Here is a 16,376-nt window from a genome sequence, read left to right on the forward strand (position 1 = left end):
ATGATACGATCTGCTTACATCCATATTCCCTTTTGCCATCAAATCTGCCATTACTGTGATTTTAATAAAGTGTTTTTACAAAATCAGCCGGTAGATGAGTACATTGAGGCGCTGGCGAAGGAAATGGCAATGACAATGAAAAGCACACCTAGCCAGCGGCTGGATACGATATTTGTTGGCGGGGGTACGCCGACTGCGTTAGACGCCCGTCAGCTCAGCCGGTTGTGTGAAGCGATACGTGAGTATCTGCCGTTTGAACAAGGAGAGTTTACCTTCGAAGCGAATCCGGATGATTTAACAGCCGAGAAGCTGCGCGTACTGAGAAGCTTCGGTGTGAACCGGCTCAGCCTCGGTGTGCAGTCCTTTAATGATGAGCTGCTTCGAAGCATTGGGCGCACCCACAGCAGCAAGGAAGTCTTTGGGGCAGTGGAAAGAGCGAAGCAGGCAGGGTTTGAGAACATCAGCATTGATTTGATGTATGGTTTGCCAAATCAGACGCTTGAAGACTTCCGTGATACACTTGATAAAGCCTTGGGTCTTGAGCTCCCGCATTATTCCGGCTACTCGCTCATTATTGAACCGAAAACGGTCTTTTATAACTTAATAAGAAAAGACAACCTGCCGCTTCCGAAGGTGGAAACCGAGGCGGCTATGTATGAGCTTCTCATGGATAGGATGGAGCGCGCAGGTGTAAAGCAATACGAGATCAGCAACTTTGCTCGCCCGGGATACGAAAGCCTTCATAATCTTGCTTACTGGAACAATGAGTTTTATTACGGATTCGGAGCAGGAGCACATGCTTATATGAATGAAAGCAGACTGTCCAATCACGGCCCGCTGAAGAAATACATGGCGCCGCTTAAGGAAGGGATACGGCCGATTCTGACAGAAACCAGGCTGTCTGAAAAAGAACGAATGGAAGAGGAAATGTTCTTAGGACTGCGTAAAATGTCAGGTGTATCAGCTTCGCATTTTCAGAAAAAGTTTGGCCTTTCTCCATTTGATCTCTTTAAACAGCCGATAGAAGAAATGGTTGAAAGACAGTTATTGGTGGTAGAGAATGGGGAAACGATCCATTTAACTGAGCAGGGAAAGCTGCTTGGAAACGAAGTGTTTCAAGCATTTTTATTAGTCTCAGACGATGAATAGCTGCTGAGGCTATGCCGTTGACAATAATCGTTGATTTTGATAATTTATTTATAGATTTAGCACTCATAATCATAGAGTGCTAATAGGGGTGATCAGCGATGTTAACCGATCGTCAGCTTCTTATTTTACAGGTAATTATTGATGACTTCATTCGATCAGCACAGCCGGTTGGCTCACGCACCCTTTCGGAGAAAGAAGAAATTACATTCAGCTCGGCTACTATACGCAATGATATGGCGGAGCTTGAAGAATTAGGCTATATTGAGAAGCCTCATACCTCCTCTGGCCGCGTACCGTCGGAGAAGGGGTATCGCTATTATGTAGATCATCTTCTTCATCCAAAGGAATTGAATCATCGGGAAGTCGAAACGATCAACTCAATTTTTGTAGATCGCATTTATGAGCTAGAGAAGGTTGTACAAAAGTCAGCCAGGATTCTGTCAGAGCTGACCAATTACACAGCCATTGTATTAGGTCCTGAATTAAAGGATAACAAAGTAAAGAAACTGCAAATCGTCCCGCTCGATAAGAACAAGGCCATAGCCATTATTGTACTGGATACCGGACATGTGGAGAATAGGCTGTTTAAGCTGCCTAAACAAACGAATATATCCGACATCGAAAAAATGGTCAATATACTGAACGAACGGCTCGTCGGTGTCTCATTGTCAGAGCTGCACGACAAGCTGTACAAGGAGATCGTCGGCCTGCTTCGTCGGCATATAAGCAATTATGAATCTATGCTCTCTGCTTTTGCTGAAACAGTTGATGTGCCGACCAACGAAAAGCTGTTTGTTGGGGGAAAGACCAATATTTTGAATCAGCCTGAATTTCGCGACTTGGATAAACTAAGGCTGATTATGAATATGATTGATCAAGAAGAAGGAATATACCGGTTAATCGGTAATGTGCCAACAGGCATCCAAGTGAAGATTGGCAAAGAGAACAAGAGTGCCGCTATGGAGCACTGCAGTTTAATTACTGCTTCTTACTCAGTCGGAGAAGAACAAGTAGGAGCTATTGCTATTTTAGGACCGAAGAGAATGGAATATTCACGGGTCATCAGCCTTGTTGACTTTTTAAGTCACGACATGACCAAGGCTTTAACTAATTTATATAAAAGCTAACAATTATGCGGCAATGGAGTGGAAATTAGCACATACCAGCTGATTTCCTTCTCTTTGTGCCCTTTTGAATCCTAAAAGGAGGTGAAACGAATGTCAGAAGAAAAGCAAGTGAACAACCAGGAAGAGAAAGAGGAACAAACAGTAACAGAGGAAGCAGCTGATCAAACAGCAGAGGCAGCAGGAACAGCTGAAGGTCAGGAAACAGATGTTTCTTCTGAGGACATAAATGAGCTAAAGCAAAAGCTGGAGGAATCAGAGAACCGCTACTTGCGTTTGCGTGCGGACTTTGAAAACTTCCGCCGGCGTGTACAGCTGGATCGTGAAGCGAGCGAGAAATATCGAGCGCAGTCCCTGATCACAGAAATTCTTCCTTTACTGGATAACTTTGAACGTGCCTTGCAGGTGGAAACAGACAATGAGCAGGCTGCATCTGTTTTGCAAGGAGTAGAGATGGTGTACAATGGGCTCGTTTCTGCTCTTGAGAAAGAAGGAGTAGAAGTGATTGAGACCAAAGGAAAAGAATTTGATCCGCATGTTCATCAAGCTGTCATGACAGAGAGCAATGAAGAATATAAGCCGAACGAAATTATTGAAGAATTCCAGAAAGGCTATAAACTAAAGGATCGCGTTCTTCGTCCGTCCATGGTTAAAGTGAACCAGTAAAGAATTACTTGTTACATATTCTTAAGGAGGTAGACTAAATGAGTAAAATCATTGGTATTGACTTAGGCACAACGAACTCATGCGTGGCGGTTCTTGAAGGCGGAGAGCCAAAAGTCATTCCGAATCCGGAAGGCAACCGCACCACTCCATCAGTGATCGCATTTAAAAATGGTGAGCGTCAAGTAGGGGAAGTAGCGAAGCGCCAAGCGATCACAAACCCTAATACGATTGCATCGATCAAGCGCCACATGGGAACTGATTATAAAGTGGAGATTGACGGAAAAGAATACTCTCCTCAAGAGATTTCAGCTATGATCCTACAGCATTTAAAGTCATATGCAGAAGATTATTTAGGCGAGAAAGTAGAGAAAGCTGTTATTACTGTACCGGCTTATTTCAATGATGCAGAGCGCCAGGCAACAAAGGATGCAGGAAGAATTGCAGGTCTTGAAGTAGAGCGTATTATCAATGAGCCGACAGCAGCTGCGCTTGCTTACGGTATGGATAAAATGGAAGAAGACCAAACGATCCTTGTTTACGACTTAGGCGGCGGTACATTCGATGTTTCTATCCTTGAGCTTGGGGACGGTGTATTCGAAGTTCGTTCAACAGCTGGTGATAATCGTCTTGGTGGAGACGACTTCGACCAAGTGATTATTGATTATTTGGTGGAAGAGTTTAAAAAGGAAAACGGCATTGATTTATCAAAAGATAAAATGGCTATGCAGCGCCTAAAGGATGCAGCAGAAAAAGCGAAGAAGGATCTATCTGGTGTAACATCTACGCAAATTTCCTTACCGTTCATCACAGCAGGCGACGCTGGACCGCTTCACTTAGAATTGACTCTAACACGAGCGAAGTTTGAAGAGCTTTCTTCTGACTTAGTAGAGCGTACCATGGGGCCTGTTCGCCAAGCGCTTTCTGATGCAGGTCTTTCTGCTTCTGAAATCGACCGTGTCATTCTAGTGGGCGGCTCGACTCGTATCCCTGCGGTACAGGAAGCGATCAAAAAAGCGACTGGTAAGGATCCGCATAAAGGTGTGAACCCGGACGAAGTAGTAGCGATGGGAGCTGCTGTTCAAGGCGGCGTATTAACTGGAGATGTAAAAGACGTTGTTCTTCTGGACGTTACACCTCTTTCCCTTGGTATTGAAACGATGGGCGGCGTATTCACGAAGCTGATTGAGCGCAATACAACAATTCCTACTTCTAAGTCGCAAGTGTTCTCTACCGCTGCTGATAACCAAACAGCTGTAGATATTCATGTTCTTCAAGGGGAGCGTTCTATGGCATCTGCGAACAAAACACTTGGACGCTTCCAATTAACGGATATTCCGCCAGCACCACGCGGCATTCCGCAAATTGAAGTAACATTTGATATTGATAAGAACGGTATCGTAAATGTCAGCGCGAAGGACTTAGGCACTGGCAAAGAACAGAACATTACAATCAAATCTTCTTCTGGTTTATCTGATGAAGAAATTGACCGCATGGTAAAAGAAGCTGAAGAAAATGCAGAAGCAGATAAGAAGCTTAAAGAAGAAGTGGAATTGAAAAATGAAGCAGATCAGCTTATCTTCACGACAGAAAAGACATTGAAAGAGCTAGAAGGCAAAGTCGATGCAGATGAAGTGAAGAAAGCTGAAGAAGCGAAAGATGAACTGAAAGCAGCTCTTGAGAAGAACGAGCTTGAAGAAATTCGTACGAAAAAGGATGCTCTTTCAGAAATCGTCCAAAACTTATCTGTTAAACTTTATGAAGAAGCAGCTAAGCAGGCTCAAGCACAAGAAGGCCAAGGGCAAGCTGGCGGACAATCAGGCGATGATGTAGTCGATGCTGAATTTGAAGAGGTTGACGACGATAAGAAATAATGCTTCATGAAAGCTTGAAAGAAAAGTCAAAGTCAGGGGGTTCCTTGGCTTTGGCTTTTTTCATGATAGGAACGTGAAAAGGTTTGTGAACACTATTCACTATTACAGCTTAGCTGTGTTAAAATAGCCTTTATGTGAAATGAAGCGGGGAGTGGGCAATCATGAGTAAACGAGATTACTATGAAGTACTCGGCGTAGAAAAGAGCGCCTCGAAAGAAGAAATCAAGAAAGCATATCGAAAGCTTTCCAAAAAGTATCATCCCGATATTAATAAGGAAGCCGGGGCAGACGAAAAGTTCAAAGAAATCAAAGAAGCCTACGAAGTGTTAAGTGATGAGCAGAAACGGGCTCAATACGATCAGTTTGGCCATGCAGGACCTAATCAGGGCTTCGGAGGACAGGACTTTGGCGGCTTCGGCGGAGGTTTCGGTGGTTTCGAGGATATCTTCAGCACCTTCTTTGGCGGCGGCCGCAGAAGGGATCCAAACGCACCGCGCCAAGGAGCAGATCTGCAATACACAATGACAATCAGCTTCGAGGATGCTGTGTTCGGTAAAGAGACAGATATACGCATACCAAAGGAAGAAACATGTGATACGTGTGAAGGAACAGGCGCAAAGCCAGGCACGTCACCCGAAACATGCAGTCATTGTCAAGGAACGGGTGAGCTGAATGTCGAGCAAAATACACCATTTGGCCGTATCGTGAACCGTCGCGCTTGTCCTTATTGCCAAGGAAGCGGAAAGCTAATTAAAGAGAAGTGTGCTACTTGTGGCGGAGAGGGAACCGTAACGAAGAATAAGACTATTCATGTAAAAATCCCAGCCGGAATTGACGATGGTCAGCAGCTTCGCATACCGGGACAAGGCGAACCGGGAATTAATGGCGGACCTGCGGGTGATTTGTTTATCGTTTTCCGTGTGCTGCCTCATGAGCTGTTTGAGCGGGATGGCGATGACATTTATTGCGATATTCCGGTAACATTTGTCCAGTCAGCGCTTGGAGATGAAATTGAAGTGCCAACCATTCATGGCAAAGTGAAGCTAAAGATCCCAGCTGGTACACAAACTGGCACGAAGTTCAGATTGCGCGGAAAAGGCGTGCCGAATGTCCGCGGGCAAGGAACCGGCGATCAGCATATCCGCGTAAAGGTAGTGACGCCGACCAAGCTAAACGAAAAGCAAAAACAGCTGCTGCGTGAGTTTGCTGAAGTAAGCGGTGAGACTCTTGGTGAAGAAGAAGGCTTTTTTGATAAGGTAAAACGCGCGTTAAAGCGTGATTAAATGAGAATGGAGCTGGCGACACATGAAGTGGTCCGAAATTAGCATTCAAACGACTAATGAAGCAGTGGAACCAATTTCGAATATTTTGCATGAAGCGGGCGCAAGCGGAGTAGTCATTGAGGATCCAGCTGAATTGACAAAGGAACGAGAGGATCGTTTCGGTGAAATTTATGAGCTTAACCCTCAGGACTATCCTGCAGAAAATGTAGTCACCGTGAAAGCATACTTGCCAGTGACCAGCTTCTTGGCTGAAACGGTAGAGGATATAAAAGAATCGATAAAGAACCTGGCCAACTATGATATTGATATCGGGCGAAACGAGATAACAACAGCTGAAGTGGACGAGGAAGACTGGGCAACGGCCTGGAAACAATATTATCATCCGGTCAAGATCTCTGAGCGTTTTACGATCGTGCCTACCTGGGAGGACTATCAGCCTGTTTCTACAGACGAATTGATTATTGAGCTGGACCCTGGGATGGCCTTTGGAACAGGTACACATCCGACAACTGTTATGTGCCTGCAAGCACTGGAGCGTTATGTGAAAGAAGGCGATCATGTCGTGGACGTTGGTACAGGTTCAGGCGTATTAAGTATTGGTGCGGCTTTATTAGGTGCTGGTGAAGTCACCGCGTTAGATCTTGACGAGGTAGCCGTGAAGTCAGCAAGAGAGAATGTAGAGCTAAATAAGACAGATAAGAAAGTAACCGTATTGCAAGGTAATCTGCTTGATGGCATTAACGGACAGGCCGATGTGATTGTAGCTAACATTTTGGCCGATGTTATCATTTCATTTGCTGATGATGCTGCTGAGAAGGTGAAGCCAGGCGGCTGCTTTATCTCATCAGGCATCATCGGGCAAAAGAAGGAAGATGTAAAGACAGCTATTCAAAAAGCAGGGTTTACTGTGGAAGAAACGGTTATAATGGAAGACTGGGTCGCAATTATTGCGAAGAAGCAGTAGCTGCTGCCTTTGGCAGCAAGATACTCGAGTAATGGAGGGACGATTGTGCAGCGGTATTTCTTACAGCAACATCCTGGAAGTGAGGGAACGGTGAGGATTGAAGGGGAAGATTTCCACCACCTGGCCCATGTTATGCGTTTAAAAGAGGGCGATCGTGTATATGCCGTTTTCCCGGACCATATATCAGCAGAGGTAGAAATTGAAGAGATAGCCAAAGATTACGCCCTTGCTTTTGTAGCGGAATGGGTGCATGATGAGAAAGAGCTGCCAATCGCTGTTACGATTGCGAGCGGCCTGCCGAAAGGGGATAAATTTGAACTGATCGTTCAGAAAGGGACAGAGCTTGGCGCCAGCAGATTTGTCCCTTTTCATGCCGATCGCTCCATCGTTAAATGGGATGAAAAAAAAGCAGCTAAAAAGGCGGAGCGCTGGAGAAAGATTGCCAAGGAAGCAGCTGAACAATCCCATCGGACGCTTGTGCCAGAGGTGGATCAGCCAGTCAGCCTTCAACAGCTGATTGAGATGAGCCAGGCGTATCGGTTTAAATTATATGCGTTCGAAGAAGAAAGCAAGCAAGGTGAGAAAACAGCCTTTCATCGCATGTTAAGCGATATGAAGCAAAATGATAAATTGTTTATTGTTTTTGGACCAGAAGGCGGCATAACTGAGAAAGAAGCGAAAAAGCTGAGTGAGGAAGGCTTTATTCCATGCGGCCTGGGGCCGAGAATCCTCCGCGCAGAGACCGCTCCTTTGTACGCGTTGTCCGCTATTTCCTACCATTTTGAATTAATGAGGTGAATACCATGCCAACAGTGGCCTTCCATACACTTGGATGTAAAGTAAATCATTATGAAACAGAAGCCATCTGGCAGTTGTTTAAGAGTCGTGACTATGAGCGTGTAGAGTTTGAATCTACAGCTGATGTTTACGTGATTAATACATGTACCGTTACAAATACAGGAGATAAGAAGAGTCGTCAGGTGATTCGTCGTGCTGTGCGCAAGAATCCGGATGCAGTCATTTGTGTCACGGGCTGCTATGCACAGACATCTCCAGCAGAAATTATGGCCATTCCTGGGGTCGATGTCGTTGTCGGCACGCAGGATCGTGTGAAAATGCTTGATTATATTGAGCAATACAAGAAAGAACGCCAGCCGATTAACGGTGTAGGCAACATTATGAAAAACCGTGTATATGAAGAGCTGGATGTACCTGCTTTCACAGATCGTACGCGTGCCTCCTTGAAAATTCAAGAAGGCTGTAACAATTTTTGCACCTTCTGTATTATTCCATGGGCACGTGGCCTTATGCGTTCACGCGACCCGGAAGAAGTAATTCGTCAAGCTCAGCAGCTTGTAGATTCAGGGTATAAAGAGATTGTGCTAACAGGCATTCATACAGGCGGCTACGGATCTGATATGAAGGATTACAATCTGGCCATGCTGCTGACGGATTTAGAGCAGCAGGTAAAAGGCTTAAAGCGCATCCGTATTTCTTCTATTGAAGCGAGTCAACTGACAGATGAGGTCATCGAAGTGATTGATCGTTCGAATATTGTTGTTAGACATTTACACATCCCGCTTCAATCTGGTTCTGATACAGTGTTAAAGAGAATGCGGCGGAAGTATACGATGGAGTTCTTTGCTGATCGCTTAAACCGCTTGAAAGAAGCATTGCCAGGACTTGCTGTGACGTCTGATGTAATTGTTGGCTTCCCAGGCGAGACAGAGGAAGAATTCATGGAAACATACAATTTTGTAAAGGAACATAAATTCTCTGAGCTTCATGTCTTCCCTTATTCCAAACGGACAGGAACGCCAGCCGCCCGGATGGATGACCAGATTGATGAAGAAGTGAAGAACGAGCGGGTTCACCGTTTGATTTCTCTTTCTGATCAGCTTGCGAAGGAATATGCTTCTCAATTTGAAGGGGAAGTACTGGAGGTTATTCCGGAAGAACCGTTCAAAGAAGGAGCGGAAGAAGGACTTTATGTCGGATACACAGATAACTACCTAAAGGTTGTTTTCCCAGCTACAGAGGATATGGTAGGCGAGATTGCAAAGGTGAAGATTACAAAAGCCGGCTATCCTTATAACGAGGGACAGTTTGTTCGCGTGGTAAGCGGTGAGCTGGAGCCGACTCGTTAATTAAGAAGCTTATATAGAAAGCCTGTTCTGCGTAATTGGCAGAAGAGGCTTTTTCTTTTACGGAGCTGGCCGCTTATTCTTGCGAGAAATGGGTATTTTATGAATAAGGTCAGAGAATCTGTAGAAGGCATCCGGGAGCTGAGGTATTTCATTTGCATTTTTTTCAGCTTATGACACAATAAAAAAGAAATTTGTTTGAGTAAAAGGAGATTAGCCGATATGCCAATCAATCAGTTTGAAGATATTTCAAAAACAATTGACCATACGCTTCTAAAAGCGAATGTGACAAAGGACCAAATTAAGAAGCTTTGTGAGGAAGCAAGAGCTTATGAATTTGCTTCTGTGTGCGTGAATCCTTTTTGGGTTTCCTATGCAAGCGAGCAATTAGAAGGAACGACTGTAAAGGTATGTACCGTGATCGGATTCCCTCTAGGCGCCTCTACTACTGAAGTGAAGGCGTATGAAACGAAGGATGCCATCCATAATGGGGCAACAGAGATAGATATGGTCATCAATATCGGTGCGTTGAAAGCGGGAGATGAAGAGACTGTCAAAAGTGACATTCAAGCCGTAACTGCAGCAGCACGTGGAAAAGCACTTGTAAAAGTAATTATCGAAACGAGCTTCTTAACGGACGAAGAAAAAGAAAAGGCATGCCGCCTGGCTGTAGAAGCTGGTGCACATTACGTGAAGACCTCCACTGGTTTTTCCGATGGGGGAGCCACGCTGGATGATGTTCAGTTAATGAGAAAAACAGTTGGCGCTGATCTTGGTGTCAAGGCCTCAGGAGGAGTAAGAACTCACGAGGATGCAGTCGCAATGATTCAAGCTGGAGCAACAAGAATTGGTACAAGCTCTGGTGTAAATATCGTTCAAGATGCCAAGACGAAAACGAGCAAATAAAGTATGCTATTTATGTAAAGGAAATTTCTTGACCGTTATGCCCAGTTGCATTATAATTATCTAGTACATGGATTTTCCAATAGGAAACATGTAATCGTAAGTGTTCGGAGGGAGGGAAAGAGATATGTCAAAAACAGTTGTTCGTAAAAACGAATCGCTTGAAGACGCTCTACGTCGTTTCAAACGTACTGTTTCCAAAACTGGAACGTTGCAGGAATACAGAAAACGCGAATTCTATGAAAAACCAAGCGTAAAACGTAAGAAGAAATCAGAAGCGGCTAGAAAACGTAAGTTCTAAATAGAGAGAGGGTATAACTTTGAGTCTTCTCGACCGTTTAAATAGCGATATGAAGCAAGCGATGAAGAATAAAGAAAAAGAAAGATTAACTGTGATCCGCATGCTGAAAGCTGCCTTGCAGAATGAAATGATTCAAGAGGGCGGCAGAGAGTTGACCGATCAAGAAGAACTGACTGTTCTTTCTCGTGAAGTTAAGCAACGCAAAGATTCCCTCCACGAATTTGAAAAAGCGGGTCGCGCTGATCTCGTTTCAAAGATTCAAACTGAACTGACTTACGTACAATCATATATGCCAGAACAGCTTTCTGAAGAAGAGGTTGTTGAAATTATTGAGAAAACAATCGCAGAAGTCAACGCTTCTTCTAAAGCGGATATGGGAAAAGTAATGGGTGCTTTGATGCCGAAAGTGAAGGGACGAGCCGATGGCGGCCTCGTTAATCGCCTTGTGCAGGAAAAGCTATCATAAAAACCAACACTACACAAAAGACGACAGAGTTTCTGTCGTCTTTTTTACATATGTTAATAAAGTGTTTCAATTTATGAAACCTTTAGATGCGAATGTACGTATGTATAAATAGGTAAGCATATACTAGAAAGGCGGTGAGTTGTATAGAAAAGCACTTTGTTCGTTTAGCCGGAGTGCTGCTGCTTGTGTTCAGTCTTTTGCTGCCTGAGGCTGTACAGGCGCAAGAAGAAGAGCCGGTGTATGTCGTGCCAGTGCATAATGAGGTGGAAAAAGGGCTGCATGCCTTCATGAAACGTTCCTTTGAAGAAGCGAAAGAGAATGGGGCACAGTTAATTATTCTGGATATTCACACACCTGGTGGTGCGGTAGATGCAGCAGGAGAGATTGGGAAATTAATGGATGAAATGCCAATCCGCACAGTTGCTTTTGTGAATGACCGGGCTTTATCGGCGGGAGCGTTTATTTCCCTGCATGCCGACGCTATTTATATGGTGCCGAATGCACAAATGGGGGCTGCTGCCATCATTGATCAGGAAGGGAACATGGCTGACCAGAAAGCTCAGAGCTATTGGCGCTCAGCGATGAAAAGCGCAGCGGAAACGAGCGGGTTAGACCCTATTTATGCCATCGCTATGGCTGATCCGGACGTTGATCTGCCAAAATACAATGCAGGCAAGGGGAAGCTGCTGACGTTCTCATCTAAAGAGGCGCTGGAAACTGGTTACTCAAAAGCAACAGTAAGCGGAATAGGAGAAGTGCTAGAGCTCGAAAAGGCAGAAGGCGCTCCTGTAGTAGAGGTGGAGGAAAGCTGGTCTGAGAAGCTAGCCAGGTTTTTAACCAATCCGGTTGTTGTTCCTATCCTGTTGTCGCTGGCCAGTTTAGGGCTCGTTTTAGAGTTATATTCCCCGGGTTTTGGCATTCCTGGTGCAGTCGGTCTGTCTTCATTGCTGCTGTTTTTCTACGGTCATTTGGTGGCTGGCCTGGCAGGGTATGAATCTGTTCTGCTGTTCATCATCGGAGCTGTGCTTATTGTAGCGGAGATCTTCCTTCCAGGAGGAATTGCCGGAGGGCTAGGATTGGCCGCTGTAACAGGCAGTATTTTAATGGCGGGTGAAAGCATGAAATGGATGGGTCTTTCACTGATTGTGGCGCTGTCAGTTTCAATTATTGCTATGACTTTAATGGTAAAGGTGTTTGGTAAAAAAATGAAATTCTTCCGAAAAATAATTTTATCCGATTCCACCAGCACGGAAAGCGGCTACGTATCCAATACGAACCGCTCCGAGCTTCTTGGAAAGACAGGTGTGACAAAGACACCATTTCGGCCGGCAGGCACAGCTATTATTGATGAAGAACGAATTGACGCTGTCACTGAAGGCGGTTTCATTGCGGCAGGAAAGAGAATTAAAGTTGTAAAAGTAGAAGGTTCTCGTATCGTTATACGGGAAATCGAAGACTAAGGAGGAGAAGAATGGATCCAAGCTTATTATTTATGATTGGTATTATCATTGTAGGAATTATTATCCTGGCGGTGTTCTTTACATTCGTGCCGGTGATGCTTTGGATTTCCGCTTTAGCGGCAGGTGTACGTGTTAGCATATTCACATTAGTGGGTATGAGGCTGCGGCGCGTTATCCCCAGCCGTGTAGTGAACCCGATGATTAAAGCATCGAAAGCGGGGTTAAATGTAACAACGAATCAACTGGAAAGCCATTACTTGGCAGGGGGAAATGTGGACCGAGTCGTCAATGCGCTGATTGCTGCGCAACGTGCGAACATTGAATTATCCTTTGAGCGCTGTGCCGCGATTGATTTGGCTGGCCGGGACGTGCTGGAAGCTGTACAGATGAGTGTCAATCCAAAAGTTATTGAAACACCGTTCATCGCTGGTGTAGCGATGGATGGAATTGAAGTAAAGGCGAAAGCTCGAATTACCGTTCGCGCGAACATCGACCGCTTAGTCGGTGGTGCAGGGGAGGAAACAATTATTGCCCGGGTTGGTGAAGGGATTGTCTCCACTATTGGTTCGAGCGATAATCATAAGAAGGTGCTTGAGAATCCGGATATGATTTCACAGACGGTTCTAACGAAGGGACTAGATGCCGGCACGGCCTTTGAGATCTTGTCGATCGATATTGCTGACGTCGATATTGGTAAAAATATCGGCGCTGAATTGCAAAAGGAGCAAGCGGAGGCGGACAAGAATATCGCCCAGGCGAAAGCTGAGGAACGCCGAGCGATGGCGGTTGCAAACGAGCAAGAAATGAAAGCGCGTGTTCAGGAAATGCGCGCGAAAGTGGTGGAGGCAGAAGCGGATGTTCCACTCGCTATGGCCGAAGCGCTGCGCAGCGGCAACATTGGTGTCATGGATTACATGAACTATAAGAATATCGATGCTGACACGGACATGCGCGGTTCTATTGGCAAGATGGCCGGCGGTAAAAAAGATGAGGATAATAAAAAATAAAAGCTGAACGGCTGGAAAGGAGGCTCTTCTTATGGAATCGCTAATTTTCGCTATCATTATAGGGATCATTTCACTGGTTTCTGGATGGGTATCGCGCGATAAAGAAAAGGAGAAGCCGTCTCTTCCGACAGAGAAAGCGCCGGCAGCCGAAGCAAAGCGGGTAAAGCCTGCGGTTCAACGTGCCGAAAGGGCGCAAGAAAGGGTAGGAGAGAAAACGCGCGAGGAAGTAAGGCGAAAAGGGCTGGATAGGCAGGAGCGGCATACTGGCCGGCTGAGCCGTTACGAGCCTGCCGAGACGGGACAGGAGCGTGCTTCTGAGCAGCCCGATCTGCGCTTGACTGCCGATGATGCTGCAAAAGGTGTAATCTGGTCAGAAATCCTTGCCCCTCCGAAAGCGTTGCGGAAGAAATAAACTGACATGTTCCCCCCTCTCTTTTCATACATTTGAAAAGAGAGGGGGGTTCTTTTTTATGGGGAAAAAGTGGGGAGAGCAGATGAAAAACTGGCTGACTAGGTCGATGAACTTGCCTGAGGACGTCATGATGGACCTTCCCCGTATTACCATGATCGGTCAGCTGCATATTTATATTGAAAATCATAGAGGTCTGCTTACCTTCTCGGACAAGGAAGTGCGGCTGCTGTTGACGAAAGGACAGCTGCTGATTAAAGGCCAATCTTTCACTATTAAGACGATTCTGCCAGAAGAGATACTAATTGAGGGGAAAGTAGAGAAGCTCGTTTATTTGGAAGGGTAAGGGGGAAAAACCTTGAACAATCAGTGGCTTGCTTTTTTTCAAGGGGTTATTGTCGTCTATATACAAGGACAAGGGGCAGAACGTTTCATTAATCAGCTGATTCGTTCCCGTATTCCAGTTTGGCAAGTGACAAGACATGATGAGCGGACAGTTTCCTTCTCCTGCTCGCTTACGCATATACACAAGATCAGAAGAGCGGCCCGGGACTTTGAAGGAGAAGTTCGCTTTTCAAAAGGAGACGGCTTTCCTTTCCTCTGGAAAAGGCTCCTAAAGAACGCAGGTTTTGTGATCGGTGCGCTTCTCTTTTTATTTGTCATCTTATTGTTATCCAATATTGTTTGGCGCATCGACATCAATGGAGCGACCCCGAAAATGGAGCATGAGATTCGCAAAGAGCTGGCGAATATAGGAGTAGAAGAAGGAGAGTTCATCCTCAAAATGGATGACCCCGAAACGGTACAGAAGAAGCTGTTGAGCCGTGTCAAGGGGCTAACGTGGATTGGTGTAGAAATGAAAGGGAGTACCTTTCATTTTCGCGTGGTAGAGAAGAATGAGCCCGAGGAAAAGAAACAAGCTGGATCGAGACATCTTGTGGCAGCGAAGGATGCGGTCGTAACGAAGCTGTTTGTCGAGAAAGGACAAGCCGTTGTAAAGAGAAACCAGTTTGTCCGTAAAGGGCAGCTGCTTGTGTCAGGCTTTATTGGCTCCGAGGGAAATCTGAGAGAAGTAGGGGCTGAAGGAGAGGTCCTTGGAGAGACTTGGTACAGGACATCTGTCGAAATGCCGGCCGAAACTCATTTCCACTTGTTAACAGGCCAGCAGGTGAATAAGCATTTTTTAGAGCTGGGAGAATTCAGCCTGCCGATATGGGGATTTAAAAGTCACTCTTTTGCTCATTATAAGAAGGAAGAGCAAGAGCATTCGATATCTTTCCTTGGTTTTAGCCTCCCGATAAAGTATAACAAGCACACGTATTACGAGAGTGAGCAGTCTCTTCGCTCTTATACGCGGCAGGAAGCGGAGAAGCGTGCTTTAGAGGCGGCAAGGGAGGATTTAAAGGCCAAGCTGTCCGAAAAAGCAGCTATTCAAGGAGAAAAAATTTTACAGAGGGAGTTTCGGAATGGTAAAGTAAAATTATCCGTACACTTCCAAGTACTAGAAAACATCGCAGTAGGGAAACCAATCACTCAAGGAGACAGAGAGAATGCCAGAAAAAAACATAATGAACATTCAACTCGAGAACCCGAATGAGGCAGCTGCCTTATTGGGCGTATCCGATAAGAACTTAACGGTATTAGAAGAGGAGTTTGACGTTTCCATTGTTACAAGAGGTGAAACGATTCATATTGCGGGTGAAGAAGAGAAAACGGAACTCGTCAAGGAAATTATTTACCGTTTAATATTAATTATTCGCAAAGGAATTAATATTAGTGAGCGCGATATCATTAACGCCGCACAAATGGCTAAAAGCGGCACAATTGAATATTTAAATGAGCTGTATGATGAAGAGATCACTAAGAATGCAAAGGGTAAGTCAATACGTATTAAAACGCTGGGACAGCGTGATTACGTAACCGCTATCCGAAAGCGAGACCTCGTGTTTGGAATCGGTCCGGCTGGAACAGGGAAGACCTATTTAGCGGTGGTTATGGCTGTTCATGCTTTGAAAACTGGACAAGTAAAACGGATTATTTTGACACGGCCTGCTGTTGAAGCGGGTGAAAGCCTTGGCTTCCTGCCAGGAGATTTAAAGGAAAAGGTAGATCCGTACTTGCGCCCGTTATATGATGCTCTTCATGATGTACTAGGTGCTGAGCATACACAGCGCCTTATCGAAAGAGGTACAATCGAGGTGGCGCCTTTAGCTTACATGCGCGGCCGGACGCTGGATGATGCCTTCGTCATTTTAGATGAGGCACAGAATACGACGAAAGCTCAAATGAAAATGTTCTTAACGAGACTTGGCTTTGGTTCAAAAATGGTCATTACTGGAGACCGTACACAGATCGACTTGCCGAAAGGGGCACAGTCAGGCCTTGTTTCTGCTGAACAAGTCCTGGGAAAGGTGCCTTCTATCTCTTTCATTTACCTGGAGCAAAGCGATGTAGTCCGTCATCCGCTCGTTGCCCGGATCATTCAAGCGTACGAGGAAGCTGATCGTTAACAGGCAGTCTGCGGACTGCCTGTTTTTGCTTGTGTGCCAGGCATGGCAACTATCTAGGTGGTGAGAGTCCACTGTGGGGGTACACATCGACCAACCACTAAGGAAGCGCAAGGTACTTA

General features: G+C 45.4%; 17 protein-coding genes. All 17 read left to right on the forward strand.

Features of this window, described 5'->3' with window-relative positions; genetic code table 11:
- The 17 genes from hemW (at window position 1) to QY97_RS09715 (ending at window position 16,257) form a co-directional block, all read left to right on the forward strand.
- Window positions 1-1,149 carry a radical SAM family heme chaperone HemW gene (hemW, locus tag QY97_RS09635; RefSeq protein ID WP_039238293.1) on the forward strand — a complete coding sequence of 383 codons (1,149 nt, stop codon included), beginning with the start codon at window positions 1-3 and terminating at the stop codon, window positions 1,147-1,149.
- A 98-nt stretch (window positions 1,150-1,247) separates the two neighbouring features.
- Window positions 1,248-2,276: a heat-inducible transcriptional repressor HrcA gene (gene hrcA, locus QY97_RS09640; RefSeq protein ID WP_039238295.1), complete on the forward strand. Its 1,029-nt coding sequence runs from the start codon at window positions 1,248-1,250 to the stop codon at window positions 2,274-2,276.
- 90 nt (window positions 2,277-2,366) lie between these two features.
- Entirely contained in the window at window positions 2,367-2,939 is a 573-nt protein-coding gene (gene grpE / locus QY97_RS09645) for a nucleotide exchange factor GrpE (protein WP_039238297.1), read from the forward strand.
- Window positions 2,940-2,977: 38 nt separating this feature from the next.
- Window positions 2,978-4,810, forward strand: coding sequence for a molecular chaperone DnaK (gene dnaK, locus QY97_RS09650; RefSeq protein WP_039238299.1), 1,833 nt, complete (start codon window positions 2,978-2,980; stop codon window positions 4,808-4,810).
- A gap of 161 nt (window positions 4,811-4,971) precedes the next feature.
- On the forward strand, window positions 4,972-6,093 hold the full coding sequence (dnaJ, locus tag QY97_RS09655) for a molecular chaperone DnaJ (protein ID WP_039238301.1): 1,122 nt from the start codon (window positions 4,972-4,974) through the stop codon (window positions 6,091-6,093).
- A gap of 22 nt (window positions 6,094-6,115) precedes the next feature.
- Complete coding sequence (prmA, locus tag QY97_RS09660; RefSeq protein WP_039238303.1) at window positions 6,116-7,057, forward strand: 50S ribosomal protein L11 methyltransferase; 942 nt, start codon at window positions 6,116-6,118, stop codon at window positions 7,055-7,057.
- 45 nt (window positions 7,058-7,102) lie between these two features.
- A complete protein-coding gene (locus tag QY97_RS09665) occupies window positions 7,103-7,855 on the forward strand; it encodes a 16S rRNA (uracil(1498)-N(3))-methyltransferase (RefSeq protein WP_039238304.1) in 753 nt (250 codons plus the stop codon).
- A 5-nt stretch (window positions 7,856-7,860) separates the two neighbouring features.
- On the forward strand, window positions 7,861-9,204 hold the full coding sequence (gene mtaB, locus QY97_RS09670) for a tRNA (N(6)-L-threonylcarbamoyladenosine(37)-C(2))-methylthiotransferase MtaB (RefSeq protein ID WP_039238306.1): 1,344 nt from the start codon (window positions 7,861-7,863) through the stop codon (window positions 9,202-9,204).
- Between the two features lie 219 nt (window positions 9,205-9,423).
- Window positions 9,424-10,107 (forward strand): deoxyribose-phosphate aldolase, encoded by a 684-nt coding sequence (deoC, locus tag QY97_RS09675; protein ID WP_039238308.1) that lies wholly within the window; start codon window positions 9,424-9,426, stop codon window positions 10,105-10,107.
- Between the two features lie 124 nt (window positions 10,108-10,231).
- Window positions 10,232-10,405 (forward strand): 30S ribosomal protein S21, encoded by a 174-nt coding sequence (rpsU, locus tag QY97_RS09680; RefSeq protein WP_039238310.1) that lies wholly within the window; start codon window positions 10,232-10,234, stop codon window positions 10,403-10,405.
- Between the two features lie 19 nt (window positions 10,406-10,424).
- Window positions 10,425-10,871, forward strand: a complete 447-nt coding sequence (locus QY97_RS09685; RefSeq protein ID WP_039238312.1) for a GatB/YqeY domain-containing protein — start codon at window positions 10,425-10,427, stop codon at window positions 10,869-10,871.
- Between the two features lie 134 nt (window positions 10,872-11,005).
- Complete coding sequence (locus QY97_RS09690) at window positions 11,006-12,331, forward strand: NfeD family protein (protein WP_083965846.1); 1,326 nt, start codon at window positions 11,006-11,008, stop codon at window positions 12,329-12,331.
- A gap of 11 nt (window positions 12,332-12,342) precedes the next feature.
- Window positions 12,343-13,338 (forward strand): flotillin-like protein FloA, encoded by a 996-nt coding sequence (gene floA, locus QY97_RS09695; RefSeq protein ID WP_039238313.1) that lies wholly within the window; start codon window positions 12,343-12,345, stop codon window positions 13,336-13,338.
- Between the two features lie 31 nt (window positions 13,339-13,369).
- Window positions 13,370-13,750, forward strand: a complete 381-nt coding sequence (locus QY97_RS09700) for a hypothetical protein (RefSeq protein WP_039238314.1) — start codon at window positions 13,370-13,372, stop codon at window positions 13,748-13,750.
- Window positions 13,751-13,808: 58 nt separating this feature from the next.
- Window positions 13,809-14,093 carry a sporulation protein YqfC gene (yqfC, locus tag QY97_RS09705; RefSeq protein ID WP_039238315.1) on the forward strand — a complete coding sequence of 95 codons (285 nt, stop codon included), beginning with the start codon at window positions 13,809-13,811 and terminating at the stop codon, window positions 14,091-14,093.
- Between the two features lie 12 nt (window positions 14,094-14,105).
- Complete coding sequence (gene yqfD, locus QY97_RS09710; RefSeq protein WP_046128711.1) at window positions 14,106-15,344, forward strand: sporulation protein YqfD; 1,239 nt, start codon at window positions 14,106-14,108, stop codon at window positions 15,342-15,344.
- On the forward strand, window positions 15,298-16,257 hold the full coding sequence (locus QY97_RS09715) for a PhoH family protein (RefSeq protein WP_039238316.1): 960 nt from the start codon (window positions 15,298-15,300) through the stop codon (window positions 16,255-16,257). Before yqfD ends, QY97_RS09715 begins: the two co-directional genes overlap by 47 nt.
- The last annotated feature ends 119 nt before the right edge of the window (window positions 16,258-16,376 follow it).

The organism is Bacillus thermotolerans (assembly GCF_000812025.2).
Taxonomy (GTDB): domain Bacteria; phylum Bacillota; class Bacilli; order Bacillales; family Domibacillaceae; genus Quasibacillus; species Quasibacillus thermotolerans.